The 15,935-nt window shown below is 71.2% G+C and carries 13 protein-coding genes; 6 read left to right on the top strand and 7 right to left on the bottom strand.

The features are described from left to right. Window positions 1–19 precede the first annotated feature (19 nt). Window positions 20–2,479: a DNA gyrase/topoisomerase IV subunit A gene (locus ACWC94_RS21780; RefSeq protein ID WP_450798496.1), complete on the top strand. Its 2,460-nt coding sequence runs from the start codon at window positions 20–22 to the stop codon at window positions 2,477–2,479. On the opposite strand, the gene ACWC94_RS21775 is transcribed toward ACWC94_RS21780, so the two are convergent. Both ACWC94_RS21775 and ACWC94_RS21770 read right to left on the bottom strand, forming a co-directional pair. Further along, complete coding sequence (locus tag ACWC94_RS21775) at window positions 2,476–3,558, bottom strand: CobW family GTP-binding protein (protein ID WP_450798494.1); 1,083 nt, start codon at window positions 3,556–3,558, stop codon at window positions 2,476–2,478. The two genes, ACWC94_RS21780 and ACWC94_RS21775, sit on opposite strands and share 4 nt — an antisense overlap. A gap of 117 nt (window positions 3,559–3,675) precedes the next feature. Then, window positions 3,676–4,842: a citrate synthase gene (locus ACWC94_RS21770; RefSeq protein WP_450798492.1), complete on the bottom strand. Its 1,167-nt coding sequence runs from the start codon at window positions 4,840–4,842 to the stop codon at window positions 3,676–3,678. 112 nt (window positions 4,843–4,954) lie between these two features. Between ACWC94_RS21770 and ACWC94_RS21765 the strand changes: the two genes are divergently transcribed. The 4 genes from ACWC94_RS21765 (at window position 4,955) to ACWC94_RS21750 (ending at window position 9,816) form a co-directional block, all read left to right on the top strand. Continuing rightward, window positions 4,955–6,214 (top strand): citrate/2-methylcitrate synthase, encoded by a 1,260-nt coding sequence (locus ACWC94_RS21765; RefSeq protein ID WP_450798491.1) that lies wholly within the window; start codon window positions 4,955–4,957, stop codon window positions 6,212–6,214. Window positions 6,215–6,391: 177 nt separating this feature from the next. Continuing rightward, on the top strand, window positions 6,392–7,333 hold the full coding sequence (locus tag ACWC94_RS21760) for a sucrase ferredoxin (protein WP_450798489.1): 942 nt from the start codon (window positions 6,392–6,394) through the stop codon (window positions 7,331–7,333). 120 nt (window positions 7,334–7,453) lie between these two features. After that, a complete protein-coding gene (locus ACWC94_RS21755; RefSeq protein WP_450798487.1) occupies window positions 7,454–9,136 on the top strand; it encodes an ATP-binding protein in 1,683 nt (560 codons plus the stop codon). Further along, the gene (locus ACWC94_RS21750) at window positions 9,136–9,816 is read left to right on the top strand and encodes a response regulator (RefSeq protein ID WP_450798553.1); all 681 of its coding nucleotides are present in this window, start codon (window positions 9,136–9,138) and stop codon (window positions 9,814–9,816) included. Before ACWC94_RS21755 ends, ACWC94_RS21750 begins: the two co-directional genes overlap by 1 nt. 32 nt (window positions 9,817–9,848) lie before the next feature. On the opposite strand, the gene ACWC94_RS21745 is transcribed toward ACWC94_RS21750, so the two are convergent. The 3 genes from ACWC94_RS21745 to ACWC94_RS21735 all read right to left on the bottom strand — a co-directional run bounded on the left by ACWC94_RS21745 (window position 9,849) and on the right by ACWC94_RS21735 (window position 12,674). Then, complete coding sequence (locus tag ACWC94_RS21745) at window positions 9,849–10,907, bottom strand: ABC transporter substrate-binding protein (protein ID WP_450798485.1); 1,059 nt, start codon at window positions 10,905–10,907, stop codon at window positions 9,849–9,851. Between the two features lie 86 nt (window positions 10,908–10,993). Further along, window positions 10,994–11,869 carry an ABC transporter permease gene (locus ACWC94_RS21740; RefSeq protein ID WP_450798483.1) on the bottom strand — a complete coding sequence of 292 codons (876 nt, stop codon included), beginning with the start codon at window positions 11,867–11,869 and terminating at the stop codon, window positions 10,994–10,996. Further along, the gene (locus ACWC94_RS21735; RefSeq protein WP_450798482.1) at window positions 11,859–12,674 is read right to left on the bottom strand and encodes an ABC transporter ATP-binding protein; all 816 of its coding nucleotides are present in this window, start codon (window positions 12,672–12,674) and stop codon (window positions 11,859–11,861) included. The genes ACWC94_RS21740 and ACWC94_RS21735 overlap by 11 nt, the downstream gene beginning before the upstream one ends. 157 nt (window positions 12,675–12,831) lie before the next feature. Here ACWC94_RS21735 and ACWC94_RS21730 point away from each other — a divergent pair, with 157 nt between their 5' ends. Further along, a complete protein-coding gene (locus ACWC94_RS21730) occupies window positions 12,832–13,524 on the top strand; it encodes a response regulator (protein WP_450798480.1) in 693 nt (230 codons plus the stop codon). Between the two features lie 242 nt (window positions 13,525–13,766). Here the strand turns inward: ACWC94_RS21730 and ACWC94_RS21725 are convergent, their stop codons facing one another. Then, window positions 13,767–15,359, bottom strand: a complete 1,593-nt coding sequence (locus ACWC94_RS21725; protein WP_450798478.1) for a solute symporter family protein — start codon at window positions 15,357–15,359, stop codon at window positions 13,767–13,769. After that, the gene (locus ACWC94_RS21720; protein ID WP_450798476.1) at window positions 15,356–15,907 is read right to left on the bottom strand and encodes a DUF485 domain-containing protein; all 552 of its coding nucleotides are present in this window, start codon (window positions 15,905–15,907) and stop codon (window positions 15,356–15,358) included. Before ACWC94_RS21720 ends, ACWC94_RS21725 begins: the two co-directional genes overlap by 4 nt. Window positions 15,908–15,935: the final 28 nt, after the last annotated feature.

Here is a 15,935-nt window from a genome sequence, read left to right as displayed (position 1 = left end):
CAGAAGGAGCCAGGCAGCGATGGCCCGCCGCAGCACGAAGACCCCGCCGCCCGACGATTCGTACGAGGAGAAGATCCTCGACATCGACGTCGTGGACGAGATGCGTGGCTCCTACCTCGAGTACGCGTACTCGGTCATCTACTCGCGCGCCCTGCCGGACGCCCGTGACGGCCTCAAGCCGGTGCACCGCCGGATCGTGTACCAGATGAACGAGATGGGCCTGCGCCCCGACCGCGGCTACGTGAAGTGCGCGCGTGTCGTCGGCGAGGTCATGGGCAAGCTGCACCCGCACGGCGACGCGTCGATCTACGACGCCCTGGTGCGCATGGCGCAGCCCTTCTCCATGCGCGTGCCGCTCGTCGACGGGCACGGCAACTTCGGCTCGCTGGGCAACGACGACCCGCCGGCCGCCATGCGGTACACCGAGTGCCGCCAGGCCGAGGCGACGAGCCTGATGACCGAGTCGATCGACGAGGACACGGTCGACTTCGCGCCCAACTACGACGGCCAGGAGCGGGAGCCGGTGGCGCTACCCGCCGCCTTCCCGAACCTGCTGGTCAACGGCTCCTCGGGCATCGCCGTCGGCATGGCGACGAACATGCCGCCGCACAACCTCGGCGAGGTGATCGCTGCCGCCCGCCACCTGATCCGGTACCCGAACGCGGACCTGGACACGCTGATGAAGCACGTCCCCGGCCCGGACCTGCCCACCGGCGGCCGGATCGTCGGTCTGGACGGCATCCGGGACGCGTACGCGACGGGCCGCGGCACCTTCAAGATCCGTGCCACGGTGTCGGTGGAGACGGTGACGGCCCGCCGCAAGGGCCTGGTCGTCACCGAACTGCCCTTCACGGTCGGCCCCGAGAAGGTCATCGCGAAGATCAAGGACCTGGTCAACTCGAAGAAGGTCCAGGGCATCGCCGACGTCAAGGACCTCACCGACCGCGAGCACGGCCTGCGCCTGGTCATCGAGATCAAGAACGGCTTCGTGCCGGAGGCCATCCTGGAGCAGCTGTACAAGCTGACCCCGATGGAGGAGTCCTTCGGCATCAACAACGTCGCCCTGGTGGACGGCCAGCCGCTCACGCTGGGTCTGAAGGAGTTGCTGGAGGTCTACCTCGACCACCGCTTCGACGTCGTCCGGCGGCGCAGCGAGTTCCGCCGCGGCAAGCGCCGCGACCGGCTGCACCTGGTCGAGGGCCTGCTGACCGCGCTGGTCGACATCGACGAGGTCATCCGGCTGATCCGGTCCAGCGAGAACTCCGCGCAGGCCAAGGAGCGCCTGATGGAGCGCTTCTCGCTGAGCGAGGTGCAGACGCAGTACATCCTCGACACGCCGCTGCGCCGGCTCACCAAGTACGACCGCATCGAGCTGGAGGCGGAGAAGGACAGGCTCACCGCGGAGATCGCGGAGCTGACCCGGATCCTGGACTCCGACGCGGAGCTGCGCAAGCTGGTCTCGGCCGAACTGGCCGCCGTGGCGAAGAAGTTCGGCACCGACCGGCGTACGGTCCTGCTGGAGTCGGCGGGCGCCCCGGTGGCCGCGGTGCCGCTGCAGGTCGCCGACGACCCGTGCCGGGTGCTGCTGTCCTCGACGGGTCTGCTGGCCCGTACGTCGACCGGCGAGCCGTTCCCGGAGCAGGAGGGCGGCAGGCGCGTCAAGCACGACGTGATCGTCTCGGCGGTCCCGGCGACCGCGCGCGGCGAGATCGGCGCGGTGACCTCGGCGGGCCGCCTGCTGCGGATCAACGTGGTCGACCTGCCCCAGCTGCCGGAGACGGCGACGGCCCCGAACCTGTCCGGAGGGGCGCCGCTGGCGGAGTTCGTCTCCCTGGAGGACGACGAGACGGTGGTCTGTCTGACCACGCTGGACGAGTCGTCGCCGGGCCTCGCGCTGGGCACCGAGCAGGGTGTCGTCAAGCGTGTGGTGCCCGACTACCCGTCCAGCAAGGAGGAGTTGGAGGTCATCACGCTGAAGGAGGGCGACCGGATCGTCGGCGCGGTGGAGCTGCGCACCGGCGAGGAGGACCTGGTCTTCATCACCGACGACGCGCAGCTGCTGCGCTTCCAGGCGTCCATCGTGCGCCCGCAGGGCCGCCCGGCGGGCGGTATGGCGGGGGTCAAGCTCACCGAGGGCGCGAAGGTGATCTCCTTCACGGCCGTCGACCCCGCGGCCGACGCGGTGGTGTTCACGGTGGCGGGTTCGCGCGGCACGCTGGACGACTCGGTACAGACGACGGCCAAGCTGACGCCGTTCGACCAGTACCCGCGCAAGGGCCGGGCCACGGGCGGCGTGCGCTGCCAGCGGTTCCTGAAGGGGGAGGACTGCCTGTCACTGGCCTGGGCGGGACCGGCTCCCGCGCGCGCGGCGCAGAAGACCGGCAGCCCGGTGGAGCTGCCGGAGCCGGACCCGCGCCGGGACGGCTCGGGCACATCGCTGGCGAAGACGGTGTCGGTGGTCGCGGGGCCGGTGCTCTAGGCCTCGTACGACGCCTCGCAGGACTCCGCGTCGGGCTCCTCCTCGGAGCCCCGGACATAGCGCAGGACGCCCCACATGCCGTGTTCGTCGGTGTGCGGGGCGTCGTTCCGGCACCCCTTGAGCTCCTGGCCGAGGGCCTCGGTGTCGATGCCGGAGCCGATCAGCACGAGCTGGGTGCGGCGGTCGCCGGCAGCACCCCAGGGCTCGGGGTAGAAGCGCAGGAACCGGCCGACTGCGTGCACGGCGTACCGGTTGACGGGGTCGTACGGCCCGAAGTCGAGGTATCCCTTGATCCGGTACAGCCCCTCGGGCCGGCCGTCCAGGAACCGCATGAGGCGGCGGGGTTCCAGGGGGACCTCGGAGGTGAAGGACAGGCTGTCGTAGCCGGTGTGCAGGTGCCCGGCGTGTTCCTCGGGCTCGTCCTCGGTGTGCTCGTGGAGGTCGTCGAAGGACAGCTGCCCGATGCGCTCCTCGCTCGGCCTGCAGTCGAAGAGGAACTCCGGGTCGATCCGGCCGTAGGTGGCGGGGACGACGGCGGCGCGGTCCGTGAGGGACCGGACCAGATCGAGGACCCGGTCACCGTCCGCTGCACGGTCGAGCTTGTTGACCACCACCAGGTCGGCGAGGGCCAGATGCCGGTCGATCTCGGGGTGCCTGGCACGGGTGTCGTCGAACTCGGCGGCGTCCACGACCTCGACCAGGCCGCCGTAGACGACCCTCGGGTGTTCGCTGGCCAGCACCATCCGCACGAGTTCCTGGGGCTCGGCGAGCCCGCTGGCCTCGATGACGATCACGTCGATGCCGGTGTCCGGGTCGGCGAGCCGGTCCAGGTAGAGGTCGAGTTCGCCGGTGTCGACGGCACAGCAGAGGCAGCCGTTGCCCAGCGAGACGGTGGAGTCGCCGAGGGCACCCGCGACGGCCATCGCGTCGATCTCGATGGCCCCGAAGTCATTGACGACCGCGCCGATACGGCTGCCTCCGCTGCGGTGCAGGAGGTGGTTGAGGAGCGTGGTCTTCCCGGAGCCCAGGAAACCGGCGAGCACGACGACCGGGATCTGCGGACCGCTGCTGTTCCCCAACGGGTGACCTCTCTGCTGTGGACGGGGTGGCCCCGGTGGACCGGGTCCGTGGGGACCGGGTCCCTGCGGACCGGCTGCCGGACCAGCATAAGAGGGTGCCGCTGCCGCCTCGTGCCGTCAGCGGGCGGCCGGTACCGCGACCGGCGGCTGCGGCCCCACGTACCGCGCCACCGGCCGGATGATCTTCGAGTCGGCCGCCTGCTCCAGGATGTTGGCGCTCCAGCCGACCACCCGTGCCGCGGCGAAGGTGGGAGTGAACATCTCGCGGGGCAGGCCGCAGAGTTCCATGACCACACCGGCGTAGAACTCGACGTTGGTGTGCAGTTCGCGGCCGGGCTTCAGCTCGGCGAGGATCGCCTCGACCCGGCGCTCGACCTGCACCGCGAAGTCCACGCGCGGACCGCCGAAGCCGAGGGCGATCTCCCGCAGCATCCGTGAACGGGGGTCCTCCGTGCGGTAGACGGCGTGCCCGAAGCCCATGATCCGGTCACCGGCGAGCACCCGCTCCCGGATCCAGGGGTCGATCCGGTCCGGGGTGCCGATGGCGTCCAGGGTGTCCAGGGCCCGGCTGGGCGCGCCTCCGTGCAGCGGACCGGACAGGGCGCCCACGGCTCCGGTCAGGCAGGCGGCCGCGTCGGCGCCGGTGGAGGCGATGACGCGGGCGGTGAAGGTTGACGCATTGAATCCATGATCAATGGTTGATATCAAGTATTGCTCGACAGCACGCGCCCGCCGCGGCTCGGGCTCCTCACCGTTCAGCATGTACAGGTAGTTGGCCGCGTAGGAGAGGTCGTCGCGCGGCTCGACCGGGTCGAGGCCCTGTCCGAGCCGGTACAGCGCGGTGAGCAGCGTGGGGACGGCCGCACAGACCGCCACCGTGTCGGCGCGGCGCCGGTCCGCGTCGATGTCGTACACCGGTCGCAGCCCCCGCGCCGAACCCAGCAGCGACAGAGCCGTGCGCAGTCCGGACAGCGGGCCGGGGCCGCGGCCGGCCGCGGCGATCGCGGGCAGCGCGGCCCGGACCTCCTCGGGCAGCCGGCGCAGCGCCGCGGTCTCGGTGGTGAAGGCGGCGCGGCGCGCCGCGTCCGGGAGCGAGCCGTGCACCAGGAGGTGCCAGACGTCCTCGAAGCCCCGGCTCCGCGCGAGTTCGACGGCCGAGTACTGGCGGTAGTGGTAGAAACCCTCCCGCCCGCGCACGTCGCCGATCTCGGTCTCGGTGACGACGACGCCGGCGAGACCGCGCGGTGCGTCGATGAGTGCGGTTGCGGTCCTGTTGATGGCCATGGTTCTCCTCCCTGGACTTGATCCGACTGTCCATGCTTGACTAATTTCTTGTCAATATTGATTGAATCAATGCAGTGCGATCAAGGTATGCCGAGGCGGCTACGGTGGCCCCATGCGCGATCACGAACCCGCTCCTCCCGGCCGTCCCGGGCGGAGGCTGACCACCAAGGAGACCGCCGAACTGCTCGGCGTGAAGCCCGAAACCGTGTACGCGTACGTGAGCCGCGGCCTGCTCAGCAGCAGACGCGAGCCCGGCGGCCGTGCCAGCACCTTCGACGCGAAGGAGGTCGAGGCCCTCGCCCGGCGCCACCGTCGCGAGGCGGCCGTCAGCCCGGGCTCCGGCGGGGACCTGTCCGTCCGGACCCGCATCACGCTGATCGAGCGGGACCGGTACTTCTTCCGGGGCGTGGACGCCGCGGAGATGTCTCTGCGTCACTCCTACGAGGAGGTCGCGGAATGGCTGTGGACGGGCCGGCTCACCCCGGGCGTCACTTTCTCCGCACCCGGACCCACCGTGGAGGTGGCCCGCCGCGCGGTGAACGCCCTGAGCGAGCACGCCTCCCCCACCGACCGGCTGCGCGTGGCGGCGATCGCTGCGGCGGCCGAGGACCCGCTGCGCTTCGACCTGTCGGAGGAGGCCGTGCTGAACACCGCGCGGATCCTCATCCCGACCCTGGTCGCCGCGCTGCCACCGGTCCTGCACACCCACAAGGACTACGGCCCGCTCGCCCACCGGCTGTGGGCACGGCTGACCGGCCGCCCCGCCGACGAGGCGTCGCTGCGCGTCCTGGACACCGCGCTCGCCCTGCTCGCCGACCACGACCTGGCCGCCTCCACGCTCGCGGTCCGGGTCGCCGCCTCGGCCCGCGCCCACACCTACGCGGCCGTCTCGGCCGGGTTCGGCGTCCTGGAGGGACCACTGCACGGTGCCGCGAGCGGCATGGCCCACCGCATGCTGCTCGACGTGCTCGACCAGGGCACGGCGGTCCCGGTGATCGCCGACGAACTGCGCGCGGGCCGCCGCGTCCCCGGACTCGGCCACCCGCTGTACACCGGCGACGATCCCCGCGCGCGCGTGCTGTTCGGGCTCCTGGAGCAGGTCCCGCGCGCGGAGTCCGCCCTGCTCGCCGCCCGCGACGTCGTCGCCACGACCGCGCGGCACACCTCGCTGCACGCCAACGTCGACCTGGCCCTGGCGGTGTTCACCGCGTCCAGCGGCATGGCCGCCACGGCCGGCGAGACGATCTTCGCCGTCGCACGGACGGCGGGCTGGATCGCGCACGCCCTGGAGGAGTACGGCGAGCGCCCCCTGCGCATGCGCCCCATCGGTCATTACGTCGGACCACGACCCCCGCAGCCCCTCCCGGAGTAGACCTCCGCCGCCTCTCCCCGAGCAGGCCGCCGGCCAGCCGCGCCCCGGGCAGGCCGCCGATCAGCCGCGCCCCGAGCAGGCCGCCGATCGACGGCCCCGCGCCGGGTAATCCCCCCGGACCAGGACACAACCACGGCCGGAAGTCGCCCCGAGGAGAGTCAGGTTAGGCTCACCTCTGTGAGTAGGTGTGCGACCGTCTCCCGGAGCCTCGACGAGCCCGTTGCCGGTACGGCTGCCACGGCGACGACGTGGCTGCTGCTGGAACAGCCCGGCCCGTGGGGCGCCAAGGCGCTCACTTCGAGCCACCTGGACCCCGCACTGGGCCGGGCCCTGGAGTCGGCCGCCGAGGGAACCGGCGTACGCGTCGCGCTCATCCGGCGCCCCGGACGTCACGCCGACCCGGGCAGGACGGCCGTCCGGCAGCTGTACGCCGCCCACACCGTGCCGGGCCGCGTGTGGCTGCACAGCGCCAGGACCCGCGATCCCCGGCGGCTGCTCGGGCTCGACTTCACCGCCCTCGGAGCGGGCGACCACCGTTCCTTCGGGGCCGCGCTCGGCGGGCGACCGCACCGCGGCGACCCGCTCGCGCTGGTGTGCACCAACGGCAAGCGCGACCGCTGCTGCGCCCTTCTGGGCCGCCCCCTGGCCGCCGAGCTGGCCGCCTCGGGCGTGCGCGGCGTCTGGGAGGTCACCCATCTGGGTGGACATCGCTTCTCGCCGACGGTGCTCGTCCTGCCGTACGGCTACGCCTACGGCCGCGCCGAGGCACACACCGTCAAGGAGGCGCTGCACGGCGTCCAGGACGGGCGCGTGGTGGTCGAGGGGTGCCGCGGGTGCTCGGCCTGGGAACGGCCCGGCCAGGCGGCCGAGCTGGCCGTCCGGTCGGCCGCGGGCGAGTACCGGGCGGGGGTGCTGAGCGTCGTACGGACCGACGGCCGGGCTCCGCGCTGGGAGGTCACCGTCGGACACGCCGACGGCCGACGCTGGCGGGTGACCGTGGCGCAGGGCGCGTCGCTGCCTCCCCGCCCGGAGAGCTGCGGCGCGGCGGTGCTGGGGACGCCCGCGCGGATGGACGTGGTCGACGTACGCGAGCTGAGGCCGACGGCGCTGGCGAGCTGAGCGGCCGCCCCTTTCAGCGACCACCTCTTGCAAAGAACGGGTGAAGTTCAAAGAACTGGTCAAGAGATCCCCACCACATCTCCTGGGGCGCGTCGGGCCTTCCCACGTACCGTCGTGGGTATGCGCCCCACTCCCCCCGCACGCCGTCTGCGCCTCGGTCTGCCACGGCGGGTGTTCTCGCAGGTGCTGCTGATGCAGGTGGCGATCGCCGCGGGAGTGGCGGTGCTCGCGACCGGGCTGTTCCTGGCGCCGCTGAGCAAGCAACTGGACCAGGAGGCGATGCGCCGCGCGCTGGCCATCGCCGAGACCACGGCCCAGGACCCGCAGATCGCCGAGGGCGTCCTGACCACCCCGCCGACCAGCGACGGCCCGGTACAGCAGGAGGCCGAGCGGATCCGGAAGGCCACGCACGCCGAGTACATCGTGGTGCTGGACCAGCACTGGCTGCGCTGGTCGCATCCCACGCCCTCGCAGATCGGCAAGAAGGTCTCCACCAGTCCCGAGGACGCCCTGAAGGGCAAGGAGGTCATGGAGATCGACAAGGGCACCCTGGGCCGCTCGGCCCGCGGCAAGGTACCGCTGTACGACGCCGACCACCGCATCATCGGGGCGGTCTCGGTCGGTATCGCGTACGACAGTGTGCGGGCGCGGCTGATCAGTGCGATCCCGGGGCTGTTCGCGTACGCAGGCGGGGCGCTCGCGGTGGGCGCGCTGGCCGCCTGGCTGATCTCCCGCCGGGTCCAGCGGCAGACCCGTGACCTGGCCTTCTCCGACATCTCGGCGCTGCTCGCGGAGCGCGAGGCGATGCTGCACGGCATCCGCGAGGGCGTGGTCGCCCTCGACCGCGGCGGCCGTATCCGCCTGTTCAACGACGAGGCGCGGCGGCTGCTGGGCATCGGCGACGAGGCCGTCGGGCAGACCCCCGACGAGGCGCTCGGCGCGGGCCGTACGACGGACGTGCTGGCCGGCCGGGTGACCGGCACGGACCTGCTCACCGTGCGCGGACAGCGCGTACTGGTCGCCAACCGCATGCCGACGGACGACGGCGGCGCCGTGGCCACCCTGCGCGACCGCACCGAACTGGAGCAGCTGGGGCGCGAACTGGACTCCACGCGCGGGCTGATCGACGCCCTGCGCGCCCAGGACCACGAACACGCCAACCGCATGCACACCCTGCTCGGACTGCTGGAACTGGAGATGTACGACGACGCCGTGGAGTTCGTCGGCGAGGTGGTCGGCGACCACCGGGCCACCGCCGAGCAGGTCACCGAGAAGATCCAGGATCCCCTGCTGGCCGCACTGCTGGTCGGCAAGGCGACCGTGGCGGCCGAGCGCGGTGTCGCGCTGTGGGTGTCCGAGCACACCCGGCTGCCCGACCGGCTGATCGATCCGCGGGGTCTGGTCACGGTGGTGGGCAACCTGGTGGACAACGCCCTCGACGCGGTCGCCGGCACGCCGCACGCGCGCGTGGAGGTCGAGTTGCGCACCGAGGGCCGTACGGTCGTGCTCAGGGTGCGCGACACGGGCCCCGGGGTCCCGGCCGACCAGCGGGAGTTGGTCTTCGCTGACGGCTGGTCCACCAAGGAGCCGCCCGCGCACGGCAAGCGCGGCATCGGGCTCTCGCTGGTGCGCCGGCTCGCCGAACGACAGGGCGGGAGCGCGACGGTGGGCGCGGCGGACGGCGGCGGTGCGGAGTTCACCGTGGTCCTGCCGGAGGCGCTGACCGAGCCGGAACCGGGACCCGCGGGATGCGAGGAGCCCGCCGGACCCGCCGCCGTCGCCGTCGCCGAGGAGGAGGCGTGATGATCGAGGTCCTGGTCGTGGACGACGACACCCGCGTCGCCCGGGTCAACGCCGCATATGTGGCGAAGATGCCGGGCTTCCATGTGGCCGGCGAGGCGCACAGCGCGGCCGAGGCACTGCGCCAGGTGGAGACGCTGCCGCGGCTCGACCTGGTCCTCATGGACCACTACCTGCCCGACGACACCGGTCTCGCGGTCCTGCGGGAGATGCGCCGCCGCGGCCACCAGTCCGACGTGATCATGGTGACGGCGGCACGGGACGTGTCGACCGTCCAGGCCGCGATGCGGCAGGGGGCGTTGCAGTATCTGGTCAAGCCGTTCGCCTTCGCCGGTCTGCGCGCCAAGCTGGAGGCCTATGCGCAACTGCGGCGCACCCTGGACGGCGGCGGCGAGGCCGAACAGGCTCAGGTGGACCGGATCTTCGGCGCCCTGTCCGCGCCGTCGGAACCCGAGTTGCCCAAGGGGCACTCCCCCACGACGGCCGAGCTGGTGCGCCAGGCCCTGATGAACGCCCACGGGTCGCTGTCCGCCCAGGAGGTCGCCGAGCGGACGGGGGTGAGCCGGCAGACGGCCCAGCGGTACCTGAAGCTCCTGGAGCGCACCGGGCGGGCGCGGCTGACCCTCAAGTACGGCGACGCGGGCCGCCCGGAACACCGTTACGTGTGGGCGACCCGCGGCTGAGCGGACTCGTCTGCTTGGCAGCTGCTCGGCAGCTACTTGGCGGCGTTGACGAACTCGGTCGTGTAGGTCCTGCTCAAGTCGACCTTGGCGTTCTTGATGCTCGGGTTGAACGACTTGAGGACCTTCTCAACGGTCTCGGGGCCGTTCTGGGGCATCACACCGTCGTCGGTGAACATCGGCAGGGTGCTCTTGATGGCCTGTGCGTAGAGCGCCTTGCTGCCCTGCGAGTAGTCGGCGGGCATCTTCGCGGCGATCTCGTCGGCGCTGTGGGTGGACATCCACTTGAGCGTCTTGACGAATGCGTTGACCAACTTCTGGACGGTGTCCTTGTGTCCGTTCACCCAGTCCGTCTGCATGTACAGACTTGACGACGGGTACGGCCCGCCGAGCGCCTTCTGCGAGCCCTCGGGGGTGCGCATGTCGAGGAGGACGTTCCCGGCCTTCTTGTCCAGGATCGTGGCGACGGTCGGGTCCGTCGTCATACCGGCGTCGATCGAGCCCTGCTGCAGCGCGGAGATGAAGGTCGGGCCCGCCCCGACGGCGATCGGCGAGAAGTCGCTGACCTTCAGACCGTTCTTGACCGCCAAGTACTTGGTGAGGAAGTCGGTCGAGGAACCGAGGCTGGTGATACCGAGCTTCTTGCCCTTGAAGTCCTTCGGTGAGGTGATGTCCTTCGCCTGCTTGGCGGAGACGACCTCCACCTCGCCGGGCGCGTGCGAGAACTGCACGACGGACTCCACCGACTTGCCCTTCGTCTGCAGGTCGAGCGTGTGGTCGTAGAAGCCGACGGCGCCCTGGACCTGGCCGGAGACGAGCGCTGTCTCGGCCTGGACACCGGCGGGCTCGCTGAGGAGTTCCACGTCGAGGCCCTCGGAGTCGAAGTAGCCGAGCCGCTGGGTCAGCATCGCCGGCAGATAGATGACCTTGTCCAGGCCACCGACCATGATCTTGACCTTCGTACCCTTGCCGTCGCCCTTGCTGCCGGCGTCGGCAGAAGTGCCGCTCGCCGCGTCATTGGCGCAGGCGGTGAGCGAGGAGAGGGCCAGCAGGCCGGAGGCGGCGAGCGAGACGTATCTGGCGGTCTTGCGCATGGCGGTTCACGTCCTTGTGAGAGGGCGGTACGGGGAGGGTGGGGTCTGGGAACGCCGGGCCACGGGGGCGCTCGGTGGGGGCGGGCTCAGCCGGAGTGCGCCGGCTTCCACCGGAAGATGCGGCGCTCGGCGAAGGTCAGCAGGCCCTCGGCACCGAGGGCGACGACGGCGAGGATGACCATCGCGGCGTAGACGCCGGCGGCGTTGAAGGTGCCCTGGGACGCGGCGACGAGCAGGCCGATGCCCTCGGTGGCGCCGATGTACTCGCCGACGATGGCGCCGATGAGGGCGAAGCCGAAGCTGACGTGGAGGCTGGTGAAGATCCAGGAGGTCGCCGACGGGATGACCACCTGAAGCGTCACCCTGCGGTTGCTCGCGCCGAGGATCCGGGCGTTGGCGACGAGGTTGCGGTCGACTTCCCGGGCGCCCTGGAAGGCGTTGAAGAACACCGGGAAGAACACCAGCACCACGGCCGATGCGACCTTGGATGCGGGGCCCAGGCCGAACCAGATCAGGAAGATCGGGGCCAGCACGATCCTGGGGATGGAGTTGAGCACCTTGACGTACGGGCCGAGGACGTCGGCGAGGAAGGCGATCCTCCCCAGAGCGATACCGAAGAGCACACCGGCGACGACACCGAGGATCCAGCCGAGCAGCGCTTCCTGCAGCGTGGCCCAGATCTGCTCGCCCAGCGAGCCCTGTGCCGTTCCGTGCATCACCCAGGTGGAGATCTGGTCCCAGATCTGCGAGGGCATCGAGAAGTTGAACGGGTCGATGACCTTGGCCCGGGACAGCCCCTCCCACAGGCCGAGGGCGGCCACCAGCAGCAGTACGCGCGCCGCGGTGACGAGGACCTTGCGGCGGCGGGCGGCCTGGGCGCGGGTCCGCGTGCGGTCCGTCTTGTTGGCGGGCTCGGTCATGGTCAGCGCGACCTGGGCCTCGGGCATGACGTCAGGCGACATGGGCGGCACCTCTTTCGCGGGTGATGCGGACCTCTTCGCCGAGGGACTCCCAGATCTCGCGGTAGATCTCGATGAACTGCGGCTGGAGGCGCACCGACTCGACCTTGCGCGGCCGGGGCAGGTCGATGTCGAAGACCTGTTTCACGGTGGCGGGTCCGGCGGTCATCACGACGACCTTGTCGGCGAGCGCGATGGACTCCTCCAGGTCATGGGTGACGAAGACGACGGAGGCTCCCGTGCCCTCCCACAGCTCCAGCAGCTCGTCCGACATCAGTGCCCGGGTCTGCACGTCCAGCGCCGAGAACGGCTCGTCCATCAGCAGGATCTCGGGGTCGTTGACGAACGTGGCGGCGAGGGCGACGCGCTTGCGCTGACCGCCGGAGAGCTGGTGCGGGTAGCGGTCCTCGAAGGCGGCGAGTCCGACGCGGGCCAGCCACTCCCGGGCCTTCTCCTTGGCCTCGGCCTTCGGTACGCCACGAAAGCGCGGGCCGGCCATGACATTGGACAGGACCGTGCGCCAGGGGAAGGTGGCGTCCTGCTGGAAGACGAAGCCGACCTTGTCGCCGACGCCGTCGACCGGCTCGCCGGCCACCAGCACCTCGCCCTCGGTGGGCTCCTCCAAGCCGCTGACGAGTGTCAGCGTGGTGGACTTGCCGCAGCCGGTGGGTCCTACGACGGCCACGAACTCGCCCGCTTCGACGGTGAGGTCCAGACCGCGCACGGCCGTGTGCAGCCCCCCTGACGGGGTTCTGAAGGTCTTGCTCGCGCCCCGCAGCTCGATGGCGGGGCTGGTGTGTGCGCTCATGGGCCGGGACGGTAGGTGTGGCCCCGGCCACAGCAGGAGTCTTGTGAGCACAAGCCGTTGTTTTGCTCGCAAGGACCTGTTGTGCTCATTTTGCTCGCGCTACAACTGCGGAGCACGAAACACGGGCTTAACGCTCGCCGGCCTTAGGAGAGGCCTGATGATTGACGTCCTGGTCGTGGACGACGACTTCCGCGTCGCTGAGATAAACGCCAAGTACGTGGGAAAGGTTCCCGGCTTCCGGGTGGCCGCCCGCGCGCACAGCGCCGCCCAGGCCCTGACCGCCGTCGACCGCGGCGGCATCGACCTGGTCCTGCTCGACCACTATCTGCCGGACCGCACCGGTCTCGACCTGGTGCACCGCATGCGGGAGCAGGGCCACGGCACGGATGTCATCATGATCACCGCGGCCAGTGATGTGACGACCGTCCAGCAGGCGATGCGCCTGGGCGCCCTGCACTACCTGGTCAAGCCCTTCACCTTCGCCGCCCTGCGCGCCCGTCTCGACTCCTACGCCGCCCTGCGTCGCACAGTGGACCGCGTCGGCGGCCGGGGCCTGACGGGACAGGAGCAGGTCGACCGGATCTTCGGGGCGCTGCGCACCGCTCCCGCACCGTCCGCGCCCGGCCCGACGAGCGGCCACTCGGAGCCCACGACCGACCTGATCTGCGGCGTCCTGCACCGCTCCGACCAGCCGCTGTCGGCCCACGAGGTGGCCGCCAGGACCGGTCTGAGCCGCTCCACGGCCCAGCGCTACCTCCGCCACCTGGAACAGGCCGGCCGCCTCCGGCTCTTCCTGAAGTACGGCGACACCGGCCGGCCCGAGCACCGGTACGCCTGGGTGGCGCCCTAGGCCCTGTCGTCACACTCCCGTCTGCCCCGCGACGCCATGCACGCTCCCCCACTGCCTCAAGGGCGTGGAAGGTGCCCCCACTCGCCGCACCGGGCGCGGACCCAAGTACATCCAGTACGAGGGTCAGCGCCCGGCACGGCGAGAGCACGCACCTGACGCCGCAGGGCCGCCCTCCGGGCGACGACGGGAGTGTGACGACAGGGCCCAGCGGTCCGCCGCCGCCGGGTGCACCGTATGCCCCGCTATGCGGCCCCGGCACCCGTCAGCGACCGTACCTCCGTCTCGGCGTACTTGGCCTCGTCCGCGGCCTCGACCGAGGTGACCGTACCGAGCCAGCCGGCGAGGAAGCCGAGCGGGATGGAGACGATGCCCGGATTCTGCAACGGGAAGTACTGGAAGTCGACGTCCGGGAAGAGCGAGGCGGGGCTGCCGGACACCACCGGGGAGAGCAGCACGAGTCCCAGCGCCGGGATCAGCCCGCCGTACACGGCCCACACCGCACCGCGCGTGGTGAAACCCCGCCAGAACAGCGAGTACAGCAGCACCGGAAGGTTCGCCGACGCGGCGACGGCGAAGGCGAGACCGACGAGGAAGGCGACGTTGAGATCACGGGCCAGCAGACCGAGCGCGATCGCCACGACGCCGATGCCGACCGCCGCCCACCGCGCCACCGCCACCTCGCTGCGCACCGTGCGGCGCGACCGCCGCAGCGACGCGTACAGATCGTGCGCCACCGACGCCGACGAGGCGAGCGTGATGCCGGCGACCACGGCGAGGATCGTGGCGAACGCGACGGCGGCGACGACCGCGAAGAGAACCGTTCCGCCAGTGGAGCCCGCGCCGCCGCCCAGCTCGAGCGCGAGCAGGGGCACCGCCGTGTTCCCCGCCGCGTTCGAACCGCGTACCGCATCCGTCCCCACGACCCCCGCAGCTCCGAAACCGAGCACGATCGTCATCAGGTAGAAGCCGCCGATCAGCCCGATGGACCACACCGCGGAACGGCGGGCGGCCCGCGCGGTGGGCACGGTGTAGAAGCGCGACAGGATGTGCGGCAGCCCGGCCGTGCCCAGCACGAGGGCGAGTCCCAGGCTGATGAAGTCCAGGCGGGCGGTCCAGGTGCCGCCGTACTTGAGGCCCGGCGCCAGGAACGCCCTTCCGTGACCGCTGCGCTCGGCGGCCGTGAGCAGCAACCGGTCGACATCGCCGTGGAAGCGCAGCAGCAGGAGGACGGTCAGCACAACCGTGCCGCTCAGCAGCAGGACCGCCTTCACGATCTGGATCCAGGTGGTGGCCCGCATCCCGCCCAGCGACACATAGATCACCATGAGCGCGCCGACCCCGATGACCGCCCAGGCCCCGGCCGTCCCGCTCGTCCGCCCCAGCAGCAGCGCCACCAGGCTGCCGGCACCGACCATCTGCGCCACCAGATACAGAACGGACACCGTGACCGAGGACGTTCCCGCCGCGATCCGCACCGGCCGCTCACGCATCCGCGCGGCCACCACGTCGGCCAGCGTGAACCGCCCGCAGTTGCGGACCAGTTCGGCCACCAGGAACAGCACGACCAGCCAGGCCACGAGAAACCCCACGACGTACAGCATCCCGTCGTACCCGTACAGCGCGATCAGCCCGGTGACCCCGAGGAACGAGGCGGCCGACATGTAGTCACCCGCGATGGCAAAACCATTCTCCATGGGAGAGAACAACCGTCCTCCCGCATAGAACTCCTCCGCCGAACCGTGCCGGTGACGGCTCACCCACGTCGTGATCCCGAGGGTGACGGCCACGAAGCCGCTGAACAGGAGCAGCGCCAGCGTCTGGTGGTGACCGGTCACGAGGCGCCCTCCCGTGCTCCGCGGGTCATTTCCTGGGTGTCCCAGCGCAGTTCCAGCGCCGCACGGTCCCGGCGCAGCCGCGCATGCCGGGCGTAGGCCCAGGTGAGCAGGAACGTGGTGAGGAACTGTCCCAGCCCGGCCAGCATGCCCACGTTCACCGCCCCGGCCACGGACCGGGCCATGAGCCTGGGAGCGGCTGTGGCGGTGACCAGATAGCTCACGTACCAGACGAGGAAGACGGCGACTCCCGGTACGACGAACCGCCGGTACCTGGCGCGCACTTCCTGGAAGGCCACGCTGCGCTGCACCTCGACGTACACGTCCCGGGCCCGGACCGCCGTTCCGCTCCGCTCCCCGCGCGCGGGCGGCACGGCAGGCGCCGGTGCACCGGTGCCGTCCAGCTCGCCCCAGCCGGAGGCCAACGCGTCGTACCAAGGGTCCTCGTACGCCGCGTCGCGGGAGGGCGGCGCGTCATGGTCTTCCCGGTTCTCGGCCGAACTCTCGGGACCGTCCCCGGCTCCCCGTGGACGATCATTGCTTGACTGCATGCCCAAGGATGGACAGACCGGGCAGATC

It is taken from the genome of Streptomyces sp. NPDC001135, assembly GCF_053598395.1.
Note: the sequence above shows the minus strand (reverse complement) of the source record. Positions and strands in the feature narration are given on the sequence as shown.